The organism is Dactylosporangium sp. CS-033363, from assembly GCF_050942475.1.
Classification (GTDB): Bacteria; Actinomycetota; Actinomycetes; order Mycobacteriales; family Micromonosporaceae; genus Dactylosporangium.
Genome location: NZ_CP192032.1, coordinates 2,754,336 through 2,772,642 on the forward strand (window position 1 = coordinate 2,754,336; position 18,307 = coordinate 2,772,642).

The following is an 18,307-nucleotide window of genomic DNA, read 5'->3' on the forward strand; positions in this document are numbered from 1 at the left end:
ATGAGTCCCGCTGAGCGGGACGGGCCGGCCGAGGGCGCGCTGGACCGGGCGGCCGCCATCCTCGGCGCGTTCGACCCCGCGCACCGCGAGCTGACCCTCGCCGCCCTGGTCGCGCGGTGCGGGCTGCCGCGCTCGACCACGCACCGCACCGCCGAGAAGATGATCCGGCTGGGGTGGCTGGACAAGCCGGCCGAGCGGTACCGCGTCGGCAACCGGCTCTTCGAGATCGCCGGCCTGGCCCCGATCCGCCTGGAGCTGCGCGAGGCCGTGCTGCCGTTCCTGCAGGACCTGCACCACGCCACGAAGATCACGGTCCAGCTGGGCGTGCTCGACGGCGCCCAGATCCTCGTCGTCGACAAGATCACCGGGCACCGCGCCATGCCGATGCTGTCCCAGGTCGGCGGCGCCATTCCCGCGTACTGCTCGGCGCTCGGCCGCGCCATCCTGGCCTACTCGCAGCCGGAGATCATCGACGCCGTCCTCGGCGGCCCGCTGCCGGCCCGGACCCCGCGCACGCTGACCAGCCCGGTCGCCATCATGCGCGAGCTGACGACGGTCCCGGAGCGGGGCTGGGCGGTCGACCGGGAGGAGGGCAACATCGGCGTGAGCTGCGTGGCCGCCCCGATCTTCGGCCCGCTCGGCTCGGTCGTGGCCGCGCTGTCGGTGACCGGCCCGAGCCCCCTGGTGCGCGCCGACCGCATCGGCCCCGCCGTGCGCATGGCCGCCGCGGGCGCGTCGCGGGCCTACTCGAGCCGCCTCTAGTCCCGTTCACTGGGACTGGTCGTTGCATCTCGCTCTTGGGGGCGCCCACGCTGTGACGACCTACGGCTTAGGGAGTCCACGATGACACTTGGCGGCGGTTACCTGCTGCCCTCCCGCGAAGGCACCCAGATCGCGGCGATCGGCCTCGGCATCACCATGAAGGCCAACGGCAAGACGACGCGCGACGCGTACTCGCTGTTCGAGTACGCCGTCCCCGCCCACACCGACGGACCCCCGCCGCACCTGCACACCCGCGAGGACGAGTCCTTCATCTGCCTGGCCGGCCGGCTCGACTGCTTCCTGGGCGGCGAGAAGTTCACCATCGGCATGGGCGACTACCTGTACCTGCCCCGCGACGTCGTGCATACCTTCCGCAACAGCACCGACGAGGAGGCCCGGGTCATCTCGGTCGTCTCCCCGGCCGGCCTGGAGGGCTACTACCAGGCCCTGGCTGAACTGCCCCCGGGCCCGCGCGACATCGGCAAGATCAAGCAGATCATGGCCGACTTCGGCCTGCAGCTCCAGCTGCCGCCCGAGGTGAGCTGACCATGCGCATCGCCGTGATCGGCGCGGGCGTGGCCGGCCTGAGCACCGCCAAGGTCCTGAAACAGGCCGGCCACGAGGTGACCGTCTACGAGAAGGCCCCGGACGTGGGCGGCGTCTGGAGCGCCACGCGGCGGTACCCGGGCCTGACGACCCAGAGCCCGAAGGCGCAGTACTCCCTGTCGGACTTCCCGATGCCCCGCTCCTTCCCCCAGTGGCCGACGGGCGAGCAGGTCCAGGCGTACCTGGCGGCGTACGCCACCCACTTCGGCCTGGGCCCGTGCCTGCGCCTGTCGACGGAGGTCCTGTCGGCAACGCCTGTGCCCTCGGGCGGCTGGACGCTGACGACCGCCACGGAGTCGGCCCAGTTCGACAAACTCGTGGTGGCGAACGGCATCTTCTGTGAGCCGCTGGTGCCCGCCTTCGACGGCCTGTCCGAGTTCGTCGAGGCGGGCGGCAAGGTCATGGCCGGCACGGACCTGCACACTGCTTCCGAGGCGGCCGGCAAACACGTCCTTGTCGTGGGCTACGGCAAGTCGGCGTGCGACGTGACGGTACCGCTGAGCGAGGTCGCCGCTTCGACCACGGTGATCGCCCGCCACCTGCTGTGGAAGGTCCCGCGCAAGGTCGGCGGCATCCTCAACTTCAAGCTGCTGTTGCTGACCCGCATGGGCGAGGCCCTGTTCCGCTACCGAGTCCTGCGCGGCGTCGAACGCTTCCTGCACGGCCGGGGCAACGGCATGCGCGCCTCAATGATCAACTCCATCGGCTCGGTGTCGGTCCGCCAATTCGGCCTGCGGGACCTGGATCTGGTCCCCCCGGGCCAGATGGAGGACATCGTCCGAGGCGCCATCGGCCTGGCCACGGAGGGCTTCTTCGAGGGCGTAACCTCGGGCCGGATCGCGGTGCAGAAGAACCGCACGATCAAGCGCTTGTCCGCCGGCACCGCCGAGTTGGACGACGGCACGCGGCTTCCCGCCGACCTGATCGTGTGCGCGACCGGTTTCACCCAGGGCGTGCCGTTCCTGCCGCCTTCCGTGACCGCCCAGGTGCTGGACGAGCGCGGCAACTTCCAGCTGTACCGCCAGATCCTCCCGGTGGACGCGCCGGACTTGTACTTCAACGGGTACAACTCCTCGTTCTTCAGCCCCTTGAACGCGGAGATGGCCGCAGTCTGGATCGCCGCCGACCTGGCGGGCGCGGTTTCCCGGCCGTCGGCTCCCGACATGCGCGCGGCGATCGCGGAGCAGCTGGCCTTCATGGACGAGGCCACGAACAAGCACCATTCCCGCGGCGGGAAGATCATCCCGTTCTCGCTGCACAACGTGGACGAGGTGCTGGGCGATCTGGGGCTGAACATCAGCGCGGGGGTGCGGGCCTCGCATTGGCTGAATCCGGTGAACCCGGCCGCGTACCGCCGCATCACCCCGGCCGTGCTGGGCCGCCTCCCAGCCGCCACGACGAGCACCCCCACCGCCACCCCGATTGGCTGAGATCCCACCCTGCAGCCCGCCGTGTCCGCCTTGAGCAGCACGGCGGGCAAGTCTCGTCGCATGATCCTCTGCAAGTGCGGTGGCGTCCGGCGCGGCCGAATATGCAATCACTTTCGGCTGTCGTTCTGATCAGCCTCGAAGTCTGCCTCGGCGCAATGTCATTTGCGCTACGCAGGGACCCAAGGGTATCTCTTCGCCCAATATCGTCCAATTGAGGTCGTCCTCGAGGTCGATCGGTGAAGGGTCTTTGGCCGCTTCGATCAACTCTCGTGCGCCGTGGCTCTCAACAGTAAGTAGCTGCTCGGCGGGCTTGACCGAGAGGGTTTCTCCGTCGAGGAGCAGCGTCAGGTTGTGGACGTCGGCGGCGTCCTCCTTGGTTATGCGCTCCGGCGTCGGAAATGTAATCCCAGTTTCGGTCTGGATGCGCGTCAAGTTCTCAATAAAACTAAGATACTCGGGCGGCACGAAGTCTGTCGTGGCGGTAGGCGTCACCTGAACTGCGGATTGGCCGCCGATTGTCAGCAGAACAGCATGGGGTGGTAACTGCCACAATCCCAGTGTGATCGATCCCCAAAAACTTCGCTCCGCGCTGTCCGGCGTGTCGGCGATTGAACCTCAGTGGGATCGATGCCAGTCGAATGCCGTGCTCGTCGACCACAGCGATGCCGGCGTCAATTGGCGTGTCGGTCAGATCGTTCGATGCCCGGAGGTTTAGCAGGCTCGGGCCAAACTCGCCACCCAACCCGGCCGGCGCGTCGATCGTCGCTCGGACAACGTACTCCGGGGGTAGTTCAACCGCGTCGCCGTATTCGACTGCATTGCGGAATTCGTCGGCGGCCTGACGACCGATCACTGTGTCTGGGAAGCGGATCGTCGTCGAGAGGAACATCGGGCGATCGCGGACTGCGTCCCTGTACTTCGGAAGGATCGCGATTGTGACCGGGCCCTGGTTGGTCAACTCGTGGCGGAACAGGACGGCCCGAGGGAACGAGATCTGCGCGGCCTCGACCGGGCCGAAGACGACTTCCAGATTGTATTGCGGATCAATCCCATTTATTCGCGTGCGCAGCTGTTTGAGTCGTTCGACGCCATCGCTGATGTCCTCGATTGCGGCCTCGGCCTTCAGCTGCAGCATCGGAGCTGAACGTCACGACCGCCGTCGCCACCGATGCCGTCGATTCGTTCGGCGTTCGGATGAAGGCGGCTCAGGATGACCGATACCATGTCTTCATACAGGGGTGTTCGCTCGAGCTCTTCCCACCGCACACGCGTCATGGCGCCTCCTGCGACCCTTGGCCGAGTACCGCTCAGCGGACCCTACCGGTCACCACGCGACTGGCATTCAAGCGAGTAGCTCCTGAGCCCGTCGACTCATCCAGTCCGCACCTTCGTGTCGGCGTACCCAAGGGTGAGGCTTGGATTGCTGTCAGTGCACCCGGGCTGCCGCTTGTGTCCACTGTCGGCAGCGCGGGTTCGCGTCGTAGGTTCGTGGTCCCGGCGGACAGACCAGCCGCCGGGACCACGAAGTCTTTTACGCGGCCGACTCCTCGATGAGGTCGTCCTCCGTGGCGCCGCGGCGCCAGTAGCCCGCGAACTGCACCCGCCGCTTGTCGAAGCCGCGCTCCTGCACCAGATGCCGCCGCAGCGCGCGGATCTCGCCCGACTCGCCGGCGATGAACGCGTACGGCGTCCCCGACGGCAGGTCCGCCGACCGCACCGGCTCCAGCAACCCCGCAGGGCAGTGCACGCCCGAACCGCAGCGCGGCTCCGACGCCGACACAAAAGCGTGTACCGGCAGCGACGAGCCCACCCAGGAACGGATCGCGTCCAGGGCCGGGACCGCCGTCTCGTCGCCCGCCAGCAGGACCCACTCCGTGTCGGAAGGCGGCTGGAAGTCGACGCCGCCGTTCTCCAGGACCGTCGGGCCGAGGACCAGCAGCGAGTCGCCGACATGGACCGACGACGCCCACTGGATCGCCGGTCCGCCGCCCGGATGCAGCGCGAAGTCCACATCGAACTCGTTGTCGCGCGTGGCCGCTACCGTGTACGTCCGCATCACTCCACGCACGGACGGGTCCAGCCGGCGCCAGTCCAGGTACCACTCGTCCGTCCGGGGCACGATCGCCGTGGACTGGCCGGGGGCCGGGAAGAACAGCTTGAACCGCTGGTCCCGGCCGCCGCTGACGAACGTGGACAAGCCCGGGCCGGCGAAGGTGACGCGTACGGCGTGGGGGGTCAGGGGCTCGTGCCGTACCACGGAAACGTCGAAGAACGAGTAGGTCACGACGCGACCTTCTTCGCTCCCGTCAGCGCCTTGGCCAGGGTCTCCAGCGTGCCCGCGGCGCCCGTCCAGCTGAACCGCGACTCGCTCTGCCACGGGATGATCTGACCCGCCTTGACGGCCGGGAGGTTGACCCAGGTGGGCTTGGACTGCAGCGCGGGCGGCTGCAGGGCCTGGGCACGGTTGTCGAGCAGGATCACGTCGGCCTTGTACTTGTCGACGGTCTCCCAGCTCAGGTTCTCGAAGTAGCCGCCGGTGACCGCGGCCGGGTTGATGACCTCGACGCCGAGCTCCTGGTAGTAGCTCAGCTCGCCGTAGACCTTGGGGTCGGAGACGTACAGCAGGTCGGGGCTCGCCGAGGCGGCCAGCACCTTGAGGCCGCCGTTGGCCTTGACCGCCGCCTTCACGGCCTCGGCGGCGGTGTCGAAGCGGGCCTTGCCGGCGGTCGGGTCGCCGCCGAGCGCCTTGGCCAGGTCGGCGTGGCGCTGGATGACCTTGGCCAGCGAGGTGCGGGACGCGGTCAGGGCGACGCTGGGGGCCAGGGCGTAGATCTTGTCCTTGCTGTCGTCCGGCACGTACCACAGCTGGCCGGGCTCGTACATGTTGCTCAGCAGCAGCTCGGGGCGCAGTGCGGCGTACTTCTCGATGTTGAACTCGCCCCAGGCGTTGCCCAGCGACTCGACCTTGGCCGGGTCGAGGTCGCCGGCGAGGGCCTCCTTCTTGCCGTCGGAGGTCTTGAGCGGGCCGAAGGTGCCGACGAAGGACGTGACGCCGAAGTCGACCAGCGCGGCGGCGGTGCCGACGTACGCCACGATCCGCTTCGGGGCCGCGCCCAGGCTGACGTTGGTGCCGCGGTCGTCGGTGAAGGCGAAGGGACCACCGGCGCCGCCGCTCGCCGCCGGGTTGGAGCCCGACTCGGAGGTGTCGTCCCCGCAGGCGGCGAGCGCGCCGAGCGCGCCGAGCCCGAGGACGCCGGCGAGCAGGCCGCGGCGGGACACGTTCAAGGACATGGTGGGTTGCCTCTCTCTCGATCGGCACTTAGGGTAGCCTCACTTAAGATATTCATGTCAAGGCGGTACCTTTGCACCCATTCGTGCGCCTCGCCGGGTCGATCGGCGTCCTCGCCGTCGTCGCGGTCGCCAGCCTCGCCATCGGCGCCCGGGCCATGGGTCCCGCCGAGGTCTGGCACGGCCTGACCGACGCGACCTCGGCCGGCGCCACCGTCGTGCGGGACCTGCGGCTTCCCCGGACCGCGCTGGGCCTGCTGGTCGGGCTCGCGCTCGGCCTGGCCGGGGCCCTCATGCAGGCGCTGACCCGCAACCCGCTCGCCGACCCGGGCCTGCTCGGGGTCAACGCCGGCGCCTCGGCGGCCGTGGTGAGCGCCATAGCCTTCCTGGGCGTGACGGATCTCTCGGGCTATGTCTGGTTCGCCTTCGGCGGGGCGGCCCTGGTCTCCGTCGTGGTCTATGCCGTGGCCGGAGGGCGCTCCTCCTCACCGGGCAGTCTGGCCTTGTCCGGTACCGCCGTGAGCGCCGCCCTCTACGCGTACGTCGCCGCCGTACAACTGCTGGACACCGCCTCCCTCGACCGGATGCGGTTCTGGACGGCCGGCTCCCTCGCCGCCGCCCGGCCCGGCACCGCGCCGCTGATCGCGCCGTTCGTCGTGGCCGGCGTGATCATCGCCGCGCTGCTGGCCCGGCCGCTCAACGCCCTCGCGCTCGGCGACGACTCGGCCCGCGCGCTCGGCGCCCACCCGGGCCGCATCCGGATCTTCGCGGCCGTGGCGATCGTGCTGCTGTGCGGGGCGGCCACCGCGGCCTGCGGGCCGATCGTCTTCCTCGGCCTCATGGTGCCGCACCTGGTCCGCTCGTTCACCGGCCCCGACGTGCGCTGGCTGCTGCTGTTCAGCGCCATCCTCGCCCCGGCCCTGCTGCTCGCCGCCGACGTGCTCGGCCGGGTCGTCGCCCGCCCCGGCGAGCTGCAGGTCGGCGTGGTCACCGCGGTCCTCGGCGGCGTGTTCTTCCTGGCCATCGTCCGCCGGCGGCGGGCATGAAACGGCCCCGCCGTGCGCCGGCGGCGGGCATGAACCGGCTGCGCGTCCTCGCCGTCAGCGTGGCCCTCGCGCTCGCCGCGATCGTCATCGCCCTGGTCGCCATCGGCAGCGGCGACTACCCGATGAGCCTGCCCGACGTGGTCCGCACGCTCTTCGGCCACGGCTCCCCGGCCGACGAGTTCATCGTGCAGGAGCTGCGCCTGCCCCGGGTCGTCACCGCGCTGACCACCGGGGCCGCCCTGGCGCTGGCCGGCGCGCTGTTCCAGTCGCTCGTCCGCAACCCGCTGGGCAGCCCCGACGTGCTCGGGTTCACCCAGGGCTCGGCGACCGGCGGACTGATCGCGGTCGTCGTCTTCGGCGGCGGTACCACGGCCGTGGCCACCGGCTCCGTGCTCAGCGCCATCGCCACCGGGGCGGCCATCTACCTGCTCGCCTGGCGCGGCGGCGGCCACGGGCACCGGCTCATCCTGGTCGGCATCGGCGTGGCCGGCATCCTCACCGGCGTCAACAGCTACCTGCTCATCAAGGCCAACATCGTCGACGCGGCCCGGGCCGTCCTGTGGCTCACCGGCAGCCTCGACGGCCGCGGCTGGGGCCAGGCGGCCATCGCCGGCGGCGCGCTGGTCCTGCTCACCCCGGTCGTCGTCGCCCTCGGCCAGGCCCTGGCCAACCTCGAGCTGGGCGACGACCCGGCCCGCGGCCTCGGCGTCAACGTCGGCTTCTTCCGGCTCACGGCGCTGGCCTGCGCCGTCCTGCTCGCCGCGGCCGCGTCGGCCGCCGCCGGGCCGGTCCTGTTCGTCGCCCTGACCGCCCCGCAGCTGGCCCGCCGCCTCACCGGGGCGTCGGGGCCCAACCTGATGGCGTCGCTGTTCATGGGCGCCGCCATGCTCACCGGGGCCGACGTGCTGGCCCAGCGCCTGTTCCCCGGCCACCAGCTCCCCGTCGGGGTCGTCACCGGCCTGCTCGGCGGGGGGTACCTGATCGTGCTGCTCGCCCGTACCGCAAGGAGAGCCCGTGTCTGACCGGCTTCGGGGAACCGACCTGACCCTCGGCTACGACGGCCGGACGGTCGCCGAGAACCTCTCCATCGACATCCCGGACGGCTCGTTCACGGTGATCGTCGGCCCCAACGCGTGCGGCAAGTCGACCCTGCTGCGCTCCCTCGCGCGGGTCCTGCGCCCGAAGGCCGGCACCGTCCTGCTCGACGGCCGCGACATCGCCACCCGCCCGGCCCGCGAGGTGGCCCGCACCCTGGGATTGCTGGCCCAGACCGCGATCGCCCCGGACGGCATCACGGTGGCGGACCTGGTCTCCCGCGGCCGGTACCCGCACCGCGGCCCCCTGAGCACCTGGAGCGCCACCGACGAGCAGGCCGTCCGGTGGGCCATGGACGCCACGTCCGTCACCCCACTGGCCACCTCGTTCGTCGACGAGCTCTCGGGCGGTCAGCGCCAGCGGGTGTGGATCGCGATGGTACTGGCCCAGGAAACCCCGATCCTGCTGCTCGACGAGCCGACCACGTACCTGGACATCGCCCACCAGCTCGACATCCTCGAACTGTGCGCGCGCCTGCACCGCGAGCACGGCCGCACCCTGGTCGCCGTGCTGCACGACCTGAACCTGGCCGCCCGCTACGCCACCCACCTGGTCGCCATGCGCGACGGCCGCATCCTCGCCGAGGGCCCCCCGGACGAGGTCGTGACGGAGCAGATGATGGAAGCGGTCTTCGCCCTGCCATGCCGCGTGATGCCGGACCCGGAGACGGGAACCGCCATGGTCATCCCTCGCCGCCGCGCGGACTCCATCCAGCCGACGGCGTGACGGGCCGCTCGTTTTCAAGCGGAGTCACCGGCCTTCCCTCGTACTGCGTGGACAGCACAATGTGCGTCCGCACCTCCCCGTGCGTCCCGATCCGCTCCACGACCCCCTCGAAGTGCGCGAGGTCACGGGCGCGGATCTCGAGCAGGGTGCAGTACTCCCCGGAGAGCCGATGGATGGCCGCTACCTCGGGATAGTCGGCCTCGCCGGTGGTCCGCAGCAGACAGGCCCCCGGCCGGCAGCGCAACTGCATGAACGCCCGGACGGGCTGCCCCACGGCGCCCGGGTCGACCACGGCCCGGTACCCCGCGATGACCCCCGCTTCCCGCATCCGCCGCACCCGCTCGGCCACGGCGGGCGGCGAGAGGTGCACGCGCCGGGCGAGCTCATTGAACGACAACCGCGCGTCGGCCTGCAGCTCGCCCAGGATCCGCCAGTCCACCGCGTCGGCGTCGAACGATCGTGAAGTGGCCATGCGGATCACGGTACGAGCGCAAAGTCTTTCCCGCGTGCCCGGTGCCGACGCCCATGTGCCGAAGTCCCCGGCCTGCCTACGGTTTGAGGGCATGACCTGGTTGTGGATGGCCGCCGCCCTGGGCGGTTTCGCACAGTCCCTCTCCGGCGCCGCGGGCGCGTTGCTGGCCGCCCGCATCGCCGGCAGCCCGGCGGTGGCGGGGTTGCCGCAGACCGCCCTGGTGCTGGGCGCCGCTCTGGCCGCCCTGCTCCTGTCCGCCCTGACCCGCCGCGTGGGCCGCACCCATGCCCTGGCGACGGGCGCCCTGACCGCGGCGGCCGGCTGCGCGCTGGTACTGCTCGCGGCCCACCGAGGCAGCCTGCCGCTGGTACTGCTGGGAACGTTGCTGTCGGGCGCGGGCAACACGGCGGTGATGCTGACCCGGTACGCGGCCGCCGAACTGGCCGGCACCATGACCGCAGTCCTGACGGCAACGGCCGCGGGCGCGATCACGGGCCCGTTGCTGCTCGGCCTCGCGGACCCCTACCTCGTCGCAACCGCCGGCTTCGTCCTGGCCGCGGTCTGCTACCTGCCGGTGCGGGTTCGGGTCCGGTCGGTGGTCGAGGAGCCGACGGGTCCTTCGGGCCGGCCGAGCCGGAAGGGCCTGGCCGTGCTCACCTTCGCCAACCTCGTCATGGTCGGCGTGATGACCCTGGCCCCGGTACATCTCGCCCACGGCGGAGCGGGCCCGACCGCGATCGGCGCGGTGATCAGCGCCCACATCGCGGGCATGTTCGCCCCGTCGCTGCTCTCGACGCGGCTGGTCGCCGCCGCGGGCCCGGGCCGGACCGCCCTCCTCGGCACCGCGATCCTGCTGATCGCCTGCCTGGCCGTCGCGTCCGGCGCGACCGAGGGCCTGGTCGCCGGCCTGTTCCTGCTGGGCGTCGGCTGGAACTGCTGCCTGGTCGCGGGCAGCACCCTGCTCGTCGCGGACGTACCCGCGCCGGACAGGCCCCGCCGCGAGGCCTGGGGCGAGCTCGGCATGGGCGCCGCCGCCGCGACCGGAGGCGGCCTGTCGGGCCCGCTCGCCGCGACCGCCGGCTACCCGACCCTGGCCTGGATCGGCGCCGCGCTCGCACTGACCTTCGCGGTCGTCGTGCTCAACCTCAAGCCGGGTAGCGGCGCGGGGTCCAGACGACCTGCGAGTCGTCGTCGCGACGGCGGGTTTGTGAGGACCCGATGATGAGCAGGGTGCGCATGTCCACTTCGGACGGCTCGAGGTCGGCCAGCCGCACCACGCGCACCGACTCCTCCGGGCCGCCCACGTCGCGGCCCACCACCACCGGGGTGTCCTCGGCGCGGTGCTGCAGCAACAACTCCTTCGCCGCCGAGACCTGCCAGGTGCGCGAGCGCGAACCCGGGTTGTACACGGCGATGACCAAGTCGGCCTTGGCCGCCGCCTCCAGGCGACCCGCGATGACGTCCCAGGGCTTCAGCCGGTCCGACAGCGACAGCACGCAGAAGTCGTGTCCCAGCGGAGCGCCCGCGCGGCTCGCCACGGCCTGCGCGGCGGTGAGGCCCGGCAGCACTCGAACCGGGACGTCCTTCCAGCGCGGCTCCGACGCCACCTCCAGCACCGCCGCCGCCATCGCGAAGACGCCCGGGTCGCCGGACGAGACCACGGCCACGCGGCGGCCGTCCTTGGCCAGGGAGAGGGCGAACTCGGCCCGCTCCACCTCCACCCGGTTGTCCGAGGCGTGCCGCCGCTGCCGCGGGTTCGCCGCCACGCGGTCCAGGTACGGTCCGTAGCCGACCAGGTCGTCGGCCGCCGCCAGCGCCGCCTGCGCCTCCGGAGTGAGCCAGTCGCGCCCGGCCGGGCCGAGGCCGACCACGACCACCTCACCCTCGGAAGCACCAGGGGGCACCGAAGCCAGTGCGGCCGCGGTCTCGTCGTGAACCCGCGACGGCAGCAAAGCGATGGAGAAGTACGGGACCGACGAAGGGTCGACCGAGGCCAGCGGGGCGACGCGCTCGCCGGTGGTGGTGGCGCGCTCCACGTACCAGGCCTCGTCCAGCCGCCCCGCCTGCTCCAATGCGTCGCGGACCTTGCCGAAGGTGCGGCCCAGCTTCATCACCGCGGCGGAGTCGGTCGCGGCCAGGCGCTCCGCCAGGACCGGGCCCGGCAGCGTGCCCGGCAGGACCGTCAGGATCTCGTCGCGCTCGACCAGCGGGCGGCCCAGGACCGCCGACGCGCCCGAGACCGACGTGACGCCCGGAACGACCTCCGTGCGGTACCGATTCCGGAGGCGCTTGTGCATGTGCATGTAGGAGCCGTAGAACATCGGGTCGCCCTCGCACAGGACGATCACGTCGCGGCCCGCGTCCAGGTGCGCCGCCAGCCGGGCCGCCCAGGCGTCGTAGTGCTCCTCGATGACGCCGCGGTAGTCGTTGTGGGCCTCGGTCGTCACCGGGTAGACCAGGGCCTCCTCGATCTGGTCCGGGCGCAGGTACGGCTCGGCGATCGACCGCGCGATGCTCCTGCCGTGCCGGGCCGAGTGGTACGCCACCACCGGGGCCGCCGCGATGAGCCGGGCCGCCTTGACCGTCACCAGCTCGGGATCGCCCGGGCCGAGACCGACGCCGTACAGCTGCCCACTGTCCACTGTGCTCATTCCTCTTCGCTCGCGATCGCGTTCACGGCGGCGGCCGTCATCGCGCTGCCGCCGCGGCGGCCGTGCACCACCAGGTACTCCAGGCCCGAGTCGGCCAGCGCGGCCTTCGATTCGGCGGCGCCGATGAAGCCGACCGGGATGCCGATCACCGCGGCGGGGGTGCCGGCGCCCTCGGCGACCATTTCCAGCAGCCGGAACAGGGCGGTCGGCGCGTTGCCGACGGCCACCACGGCGCCCTCGATGCGGCCCCGCCACAGTTCGAGGGCGGCCGCGCTGCGCGTGTTTCCCAATTCCAGAGCCAGCGTCGGTACTTCCCGTGCCCGCAACGTACACACCACGTCATTGCCCCGCGGCAGCCGGGCGCGGGTCACACCGGACGCGACCATCTCCGCGTCGCACAGGATCGGCGCGCCGGCCAGCAGCGCGGCCCGGGCGGACGCGACCACGCCCGGCGAGTAGCCGACGTCCGCCGGAAGGTCGACCATCCCGCAGGCGTGAATCATGCGTACCGTCACCCGCGCCACATCCGCCGGCAGCCCCGTCAGGTCGGCCTCGGCCCGGATCGTGGCGAACGAGCGCCGGTAGATCTCGGCGCCGTCGCGGATGTAGTCGCTCATCCGGTCACGCTCCGCCGGTACACGGTGCCACCACAGGCGTCGGTACCCGTCGCCAGCATCTCCACGTGCCTTCCCTTCGGCGCGCCGCAGCGGCGCTCGCAGCCCACCCAGTGCGCCGGCTCGGCGGTGCCCGCGGCGACGGCGGCCCGGGCGTCCGCGCGCACATCGGCGCGGGACTTGGCGCAGCCCGGCCGGCCCGCGCAGGCCGTCACCCCGGCCCACGGCGAGGCGGGGTCGGCGGCGAGCCCGGACTCCACAGCGTCGGCCATGGCCGCGGCCGGGACCACGACGGTCCGCCACGGCGTGACGATGATCTCTTCGAGCGCGGCCAGGGCGGCCGACTGCCCGCTCGTGAGCAGCCCGAGCGGCACGACCAGCACGGCCAGGTCGCCGTGGATCCCGGGCTCGGGCGCGCCAGACGAAAAAGGGCGAAATGTCCCGAGCGTCGTGCCGAGGCGCGCGGCAACACGAGCCGGGCCGTCGGAGAGCTCCGCGAGCCGCCAGGCGTTGGAGCCCTGCGCGGCCCGCTCCGCCAGGAAGGCCTCGGCGGCGCGCACCAGGAGGGGCGGGCCGCCGCGAAGCTCAGTCGGTACACCCGCGAGCATTAATCGGGAAGCGTGCAGCCCGACGTCGCCGAGCAGCGAGGTCACGTCCCCGCGGCCGTCGTCGATCGTGGCCAGGAACCGGCCGGGGAGCCCGGCGAGCGCGGGTGTGGCGCACAGGAGCGCGTCGAACTCGGCCACCAGCGGGCGGACCGTGGCGCTCAGCGGGCTGGCGACGATGTTGCGGACGCGCTCGTGGGCGGCGGACGGCAGCAGCCCGGCCTCGGCCAGGCGCGCCGCCAGTTCGAGTTCGGCCCCCGGCCGCAGCGCTCTGACCTGCACGTTTCCCCGCGAGGTGAGCTCCAGGGCGGGGTCGCCGAGCTCGGCCGCGGCGGTGCGCAGGGCGCGCAGCTGGGCCCCGGTGATCCGGCCGCCGGGCAGCCGGACGCGCGCCAGCCCGCCGTCGGCCGCCGCGTGGACCTGCACGGCGCCGGGGCACCGGTCGGGGGCGTCGCGTCCGCTGGGAGCCTGCACGCGGCGAACATTACCTTCGCTTGACGGCGCACACGCTCTTCCAGGAGAGTTGAGGGGCTGTACAACGGCGACGCGTGGAGGAACCCGGTGCGAATCCGGGACGGTCCCGCCACTGTGACCGGGGAGTGAACCCTCCAGCACGACGGCCACCGGGCCTGCCCGGGAAGGCCGGGGGGCGAGCGCCGATCCGGAAGCCAGGAGACTCTCCGGCGCCGGCATCGACCCACCAGCTTGGGGCGCGGACCCCGAGGGAGGACCCCGGCGTGATCCTGCTGTTGTCGACGTCCGACACCGACCTGCTCAGCGCTCGGGCCAGTGGTGCCGCGTGGCGCCTGGCCAACCCGTCGCGCACGGCCGTGGCGGACCTGCCCGGCCTCGCCGACGGCGCCGAGCTGATCGTGGTGCGCTTCCTCGGCGGGTACCGCGACTGGCAGGACGGTTTCGACACCCTCCTCGCCACCGGGCGCCCCGTGGTGATCCTCGGCGGCGAGCAGGCGCCCGACGCCGAGCTCATGAGCCACTCGACGGTCCCGGCGGGGCTTGCCGCGCAGGCCCACGCGTACCTGGCGTTCGGCGGCGCGGCCAACCTCGCCGAGCTGCACCGGTTCCTCTCCGACACGGTCCTGCTCACCGGCCACGGCTTCGCCGCGCCGGTCGAGACGCCCGTCTGGGGCGTGCTGGAGCGCGACGCGAAGGACGTCGACGGTCCGACGGTGGCCGTCATCTACTACCGGGCGCACCACGTCGCCGGGAACACCGCGTTCATCGAGGGCCTGTGCGCCGCGCTGGAGTCCGAGGGCGCGCGGCCGCTGCCGGTGTTCGCCGCCTCGCTGCGCACCGCGCCGCCGGAGCTGCTCGCGACCCTGGCCGAGGCCGACGCGCTGATCGTGACCGTGCTCGCGGCCGGCGGTACCCGTCCCGCCGACGCCCAGGCCGGCGGCGAGGACGAGGCCTGGGACGTCGGGGCGCTCGCCGCGCTCGACGTGCCCATCCTGCAGGGGCTGTGCCTGACCTCCAGCCGGGAGACGTGGGACGGGAACGACGACGGGCTCTCGCCGCTGGACACCGCGACCCAGGTGGCCATCCCGGAGTTCGACGGGCGGCTCATCACGGTGCCGTTCTCCTTCAAGGAGATCGACGAGGACGGCCTGACCGTGTACGTGGCCGATCCCGAGCGGGCCGGCCGCGTGGCGGGGATCGCCGCGGCCCACGCGCGCCTGCGCCGCATCCCGAACGCGGACAAGCGGGTCGTGGTGATGCTCAGCGCGTACCCGACGAAACACTCCCGGATCGGCAACGCCGTCGGCCTCGACACGCCCGCGAGCGTGGTCCGGCTCCTCGACGCGCTTACCCGTGCGGGCTACGACCTCGGGGAGGGCTTCCCGTCCGACGGCGACGCGCTCATCCACGAGCTGATCGCGGCCGGCGGGCAGGACGTCAACTGGCTCACCGAGGAGCAGCTGCAGGGCAACCCGGTCCGGATTCCCGGCGACCGGTACCGCGCGTTCTTCGACACGCTCCCGGCCGACCTTCGGGCCGGCATGGAGCAGCACTGGGGCCCGGCGCCGGGTGAGCTGTTCGTCTCGGACGGCGACATCGTGCTCGCCGCCCTGCAGCGCGGCAACGTCGTGGTGATGGTGCAGCCGCCGCGCGGCTTCGGCGAGAACCCGGTCGCCATCTACCACGACCCGGACCTGCCGCCGTCGCACCACTACCTGGCCGCGTACCGCTGGCTGGCCGACTCCTTCGGCGCGCACGCGGTCGTGCACGTGGGCAAGCACGGCAACCTGGAGTGGCTGCCCGGCAAGACGGTCGGGCTGTCGGCCGGCTGCGGGGCCGACGCGGCGCTGGGCAACCTGCCGCTCATCTACCCGTTCCTGGTCAACGACCCGGGCGAGGGCACGCAGGCCAAGCGCCGCGCCCACGCCACGCTGGTGGACCACCTGGTGCCGCCGATGGCCCGCGCCGAGTCGTACGGTGACATCGCCCGCCTCGAGCAGCTCCTCGACGAGCACGCGAACATCGCCGCGCTCGACCCGGCCAAGCTGCCCGCCATCCGGGCCCAGATCTGGACGCTGATCCAGGCCGCGAAGCTCGACCACGACCTGGGGCTGGACGACCGGCCGCACGACGCGGAGTTCGACGACTTCCTGCTGCACGTCGACGGCTGGCTGTGCGAGGTCAAGGACGTGCAGATCCGCGACGGCCTGCACATTCTGGGCGTGGCTCCTTCGGGAGACGCTCGCGTCGACCTGGTGCTGGCCATGCTGCGGGCCCGGCAGATGTGGGGCGGTCAGGTCGCGGCGCTGCCTGGTCTGCGGGAGGCGCTGGGCCTGGATGAGTCTTCAAGCGACCGGTCCACAGTGGACTTGATCGACGCCCGCGCGCGTTCGCTTGTCGCGGCGATGGAATCGCGCGGGTGGGACACAGCTGACATTTCGGACATTTCCGAAATTACGGATGTGGTACGGGTGCTGCGGTTCGCCGCCGAGGAGATCGTGCCCCGGCTGGAGCGCACCACGGACGAGCTCACGATGGTGCTGCACGCGCTCGGCGGCGGCTATGTGCCGGCCGGGCCCAGCGGATCCCCGCTGCGCGGCCTCATCAACGTGCTGCCGACCGGCCGGAACTTCTACTCGGTCGACCCCAAGGCGGTGCCGTCGCGGCTCGCCTGGGAGACCGGGCAGGCGATGGCCGAGTCGCTTTTGACACGGTACCGCGCGGACCACGGCGACTGGCCCCGCTCGGTCGGCCTGTCGATGTGGGGCACCAGCGCGATGCGCACCGCCGGCGACGACATCGCCGAGGCCCTGGCGCTGCTCGGGATCCGCCCGGTGTGGGACGAGGCCTCGCGCCGGGTCACCCGCCTGGAGCTGATCGACCTCACGGAACTCGGCCGGCCGCGCATCGACGTGACCATGCGCATCTCCGGCTTCTTCCGCGACGCCTTCCCGCATGTGGTGGCGTTGCTCGACGATGCGGTACAGATGGCGGCTTCTGCAGTTGAGGCTCCTGAGTCGAACTTCGTCCGCGCACATGTCGAGGCCGACCTCGCCGCGCACGGGGACGAGCGCCGGGCGACCCTGCGCGTGTTCGGGTCCAAGCCGGGCGCCTATGGTGCGGGCATCCTGCCGCTCATCGACAGCCGGAACTGGCGCGACGACCGCGACCTGGCCGAGGTCTACGCGGTGTGGGGCGGCTACGCGTACGGCCGCGGCGTCGACGGCATCCCCGCCCGCGGCGACATGGAGGGCGCGTACAAGCGGATCAGCGTCGCCGTGAAGAACACCGACACCCGCGAGCACGACATCGCGGACTCCGACGACTACTTCCAGTACCACGGCGGCATGGTGGCCACGGTGCGCGCGCTGACCGGCCGCGCCCCCGCCGCGTACGTCGGCGACAGCACCAACCCGGACGCCGTGCGCACCCGCACGCTGAGCGAGGAGACCGCCCGCGTCTTCCGCGCCCGGGTGGTCAACCCGCGCTGGCTCGCCGCGATGCGCCGGCACGGGTACAAGGGCGCCTTCGAGCTCGCGGCCACCGTCGACTACCTGTTCGGCTTCGACGCGACGGCCGGGGTGGTGGCCGACTGGATGTACGAGAAACTGGCCGAGTCCTATGTCTTCGACCCGGACAACCACAAGTTCCTGACCGAGTCGAACCCGTGGGCCCTGCACGGCATCGCCGAACGCCTCCTGGAAGCGGCCGACCGCGGCCTGTGGGAGCACCCCGCTGAGTCCACATTGGACGGCCTGCGCGAGGTGTACCTGCAGACCGAGGGCGACCTGGAGGACGCCTAGTTCCTGTAGGCCGCCGTGGCGACGGTGCTGTAGGTGACGGTGAACGTCGCGGGCGTCTCGATCTGCTCGAAGACCTCGGGCGGCAGCCGGTTCGCGAACCCGGAGGTGGCCAGCTGGTCGAGCCACTCCCGGCGCGTGTAGACCCGCTCCCAGGGGAAGATCCAGTCCTCCGGTTCGGTGAACGCTCCGGTCGCGCGCAGCCCGTCGGCCGCCTTGTCGGCGAGCGGGCGGTAGGTGTTGCCGCCGAAGGAGTACCGTGGCGGCAGTGGCATGTCCGGGGCGTGCCGGCGGAGCGCCTCCATGGTGGCGACCCCGACCTCCTCCGGCGGGTCGACACCGTTCCAGAACATGGTGACGAGGCCGCCGGGCCGCAGCGCCTTCGCCACCGTGCGCGCGCCCGCCATCGGCTCGACCCAGTGCCAGGTCTGCCCGGCGACGACCGCATCGAACGTGCGCCCGGCCGGGTCCCACTCCTCGATCTTGGCGATCTCGACCTCGATCCCGTGCCGGCGCGCGACCTCGGCCATGCGCGGATCGGGTTCGACCCCGAGCACCGTTCTTCCTTTGAGCTGGCGCGCCACGATGCCGGTACCGCAGCCGACGTCCAGGACGCGTCCCTGCGGGATGCGCTCGATGAGTGCCGCGGGATAACTCGGACGGGCCCGGTCGTAGCCCTCGGCGTCGGCCCCGAAGGATTCGGCCACTGCGCGCGCTTCGTGCGATGGAGTGGGCATG

Annotated in this window: 17 protein-coding genes and 1 riboswitch; of the genes, 8 read left to right on the forward strand and 9 right to left on the reverse strand. The window is 72.0% G+C overall.

The annotated features are described in order from the left end of the window. From ACQPZ4_RS12720 to ACQPZ4_RS12730, 3 genes are all read left to right on the forward strand, one after another. Window positions 1-762, forward strand: coding sequence for an IclR family transcriptional regulator (locus ACQPZ4_RS12720; RefSeq protein WP_433059438.1), 762 nt, complete (start codon window positions 1-3; stop codon window positions 760-762). 81 nt (window positions 763-843) lie between these two features. Next, complete coding sequence (locus tag ACQPZ4_RS12725; protein WP_433059441.1) at window positions 844-1,308, forward strand: cupin domain-containing protein; 465 nt, start codon at window positions 844-846, stop codon at window positions 1,306-1,308. A gap of 2 nt (window positions 1,309-1,310) precedes the next feature. Beyond that, on the forward strand, window positions 1,311-2,798 hold the full coding sequence (locus ACQPZ4_RS12730) for a flavin-containing monooxygenase (RefSeq protein ID WP_433059444.1): 1,488 nt from the start codon (window positions 1,311-1,313) through the stop codon (window positions 2,796-2,798). 129 nt (window positions 2,799-2,927) lie between these two features. On the opposite strand, the gene ACQPZ4_RS12735 is transcribed toward ACQPZ4_RS12730, so the two are convergent. The 4 genes from ACQPZ4_RS12735 to ACQPZ4_RS12750 form a co-directional block, all read right to left on the reverse strand. Continuing rightward, the gene (locus ACQPZ4_RS12735) at window positions 2,928-3,230 is read right to left on the reverse strand and encodes a hypothetical protein (protein ID WP_433059447.1); all 303 of its coding nucleotides are present in this window, start codon (window positions 3,228-3,230) and stop codon (window positions 2,928-2,930) included. Between the two features lie 13 nt (window positions 3,231-3,243). Then, complete coding sequence (locus ACQPZ4_RS12740; protein ID WP_433059449.1) at window positions 3,244-3,933, reverse strand: hypothetical protein; 690 nt, start codon at window positions 3,931-3,933, stop codon at window positions 3,244-3,246. Window positions 3,934-4,329: 396 nt separating this feature from the next. Continuing rightward, window positions 4,330-5,082: a siderophore-interacting protein gene (locus tag ACQPZ4_RS12745; RefSeq protein ID WP_433059451.1), complete on the reverse strand. Its 753-nt coding sequence runs from the start codon at window positions 5,080-5,082 to the stop codon at window positions 4,330-4,332. Next, entirely contained in the window at window positions 5,079-6,089 is a 1,011-nt protein-coding gene (locus ACQPZ4_RS12750; protein WP_433059454.1) for an ABC transporter substrate-binding protein, read from the reverse strand. Before ACQPZ4_RS12750 ends, ACQPZ4_RS12745 begins: the two co-directional genes overlap by 4 nt. 50 nt (window positions 6,090-6,139) lie before the next feature. Here ACQPZ4_RS12750 and ACQPZ4_RS12755 point away from each other — a divergent pair, with 50 nt between their 5' ends. The 3 genes from ACQPZ4_RS12755 to ACQPZ4_RS12765 are packed head-to-tail and all read left to right on the forward strand — an operon-like array spanning window position 6,140 to window position 8,953. Further along, complete coding sequence (locus tag ACQPZ4_RS12755) at window positions 6,140-7,132, forward strand: FecCD family ABC transporter permease (protein WP_433066484.1); 993 nt, start codon at window positions 6,140-6,142, stop codon at window positions 7,130-7,132. Further along, entirely contained in the window at window positions 7,129-8,154 is a 1,026-nt protein-coding gene (locus ACQPZ4_RS12760; protein WP_433059457.1) for a FecCD family ABC transporter permease, read from the forward strand. The genes ACQPZ4_RS12755 and ACQPZ4_RS12760 overlap by 4 nt, the downstream gene beginning before the upstream one ends. Next, a complete protein-coding gene (locus tag ACQPZ4_RS12765; protein ID WP_433059460.1) occupies window positions 8,147-8,953 on the forward strand; it encodes an ABC transporter ATP-binding protein in 807 nt (268 codons plus the stop codon). Before ACQPZ4_RS12760 ends, ACQPZ4_RS12765 begins: the two co-directional genes overlap by 8 nt. Here ACQPZ4_RS12765 and ACQPZ4_RS12770 read toward each other — a convergent pair. Further along, entirely contained in the window at window positions 8,910-9,425 is a 516-nt protein-coding gene (locus tag ACQPZ4_RS12770) for an Lrp/AsnC family transcriptional regulator (RefSeq protein ID WP_433059462.1), read from the reverse strand. The genes ACQPZ4_RS12765 and ACQPZ4_RS12770 overlap by 44 nt on opposite strands. Before the next feature lie 91 nt (window positions 9,426-9,516). Between ACQPZ4_RS12770 and ACQPZ4_RS12775 the strand changes: the two genes are divergently transcribed. After that, a complete protein-coding gene (locus ACQPZ4_RS12775) occupies window positions 9,517-10,647 on the forward strand; it encodes an MFS transporter (protein ID WP_433059464.1) in 1,131 nt (376 codons plus the stop codon). Here the strand turns inward: ACQPZ4_RS12775 and ACQPZ4_RS12780 are convergent. From ACQPZ4_RS12780 to ACQPZ4_RS12790, 3 genes are read right to left on the reverse strand one after another with little or no spacing between them, the layout of a single operon-like run. Beyond that, window positions 10,571-12,076, reverse strand: a complete 1,506-nt coding sequence (locus ACQPZ4_RS12780; protein WP_433059467.1) for a precorrin-2 C(20)-methyltransferase — start codon at window positions 12,074-12,076, stop codon at window positions 10,571-10,573. The genes ACQPZ4_RS12775 and ACQPZ4_RS12780 overlap by 77 nt on opposite strands. Beyond that, window positions 12,073-12,693, reverse strand: a complete 621-nt coding sequence (locus tag ACQPZ4_RS12785; protein WP_433059470.1) for a precorrin-8X methylmutase — start codon at window positions 12,691-12,693, stop codon at window positions 12,073-12,075. Before ACQPZ4_RS12785 ends, ACQPZ4_RS12780 begins: the two co-directional genes overlap by 4 nt. After that, on the reverse strand, window positions 12,690-13,769 hold the full coding sequence (locus ACQPZ4_RS12790) for a precorrin-3B synthase (protein ID WP_433059472.1): 1,080 nt from the start codon (window positions 13,767-13,769) through the stop codon (window positions 12,690-12,692). The genes ACQPZ4_RS12785 and ACQPZ4_RS12790 overlap by 4 nt, the downstream gene beginning before the upstream one ends. Before the next feature lie 78 nt (window positions 13,770-13,847). Next, window positions 13,848-13,973: riboswitch (cobalamin riboswitch) on the forward strand. Between the two features lie 59 nt (window positions 13,974-14,032). On the opposite strand from ACQPZ4_RS12790, the gene cobN reads away from it, so the two are divergent. Next, the gene (gene cobN, locus ACQPZ4_RS12795) at window positions 14,033-17,572 is read left to right on the forward strand and encodes a cobaltochelatase subunit CobN (protein WP_433059475.1); all 3,540 of its coding nucleotides are present in this window, start codon (window positions 14,033-14,035) and stop codon (window positions 17,570-17,572) included. Here cobN and ACQPZ4_RS12800 read toward each other — a convergent pair. Continuing rightward, window positions 17,569-18,306, reverse strand: coding sequence for a class I SAM-dependent methyltransferase (locus ACQPZ4_RS12800; RefSeq protein ID WP_433059478.1), 738 nt, complete (start codon window positions 18,304-18,306; stop codon window positions 17,569-17,571). The two genes, cobN and ACQPZ4_RS12800, sit on opposite strands and share 4 nt — an antisense overlap. Window position 18,307: the final 1 nt, after the last annotated feature.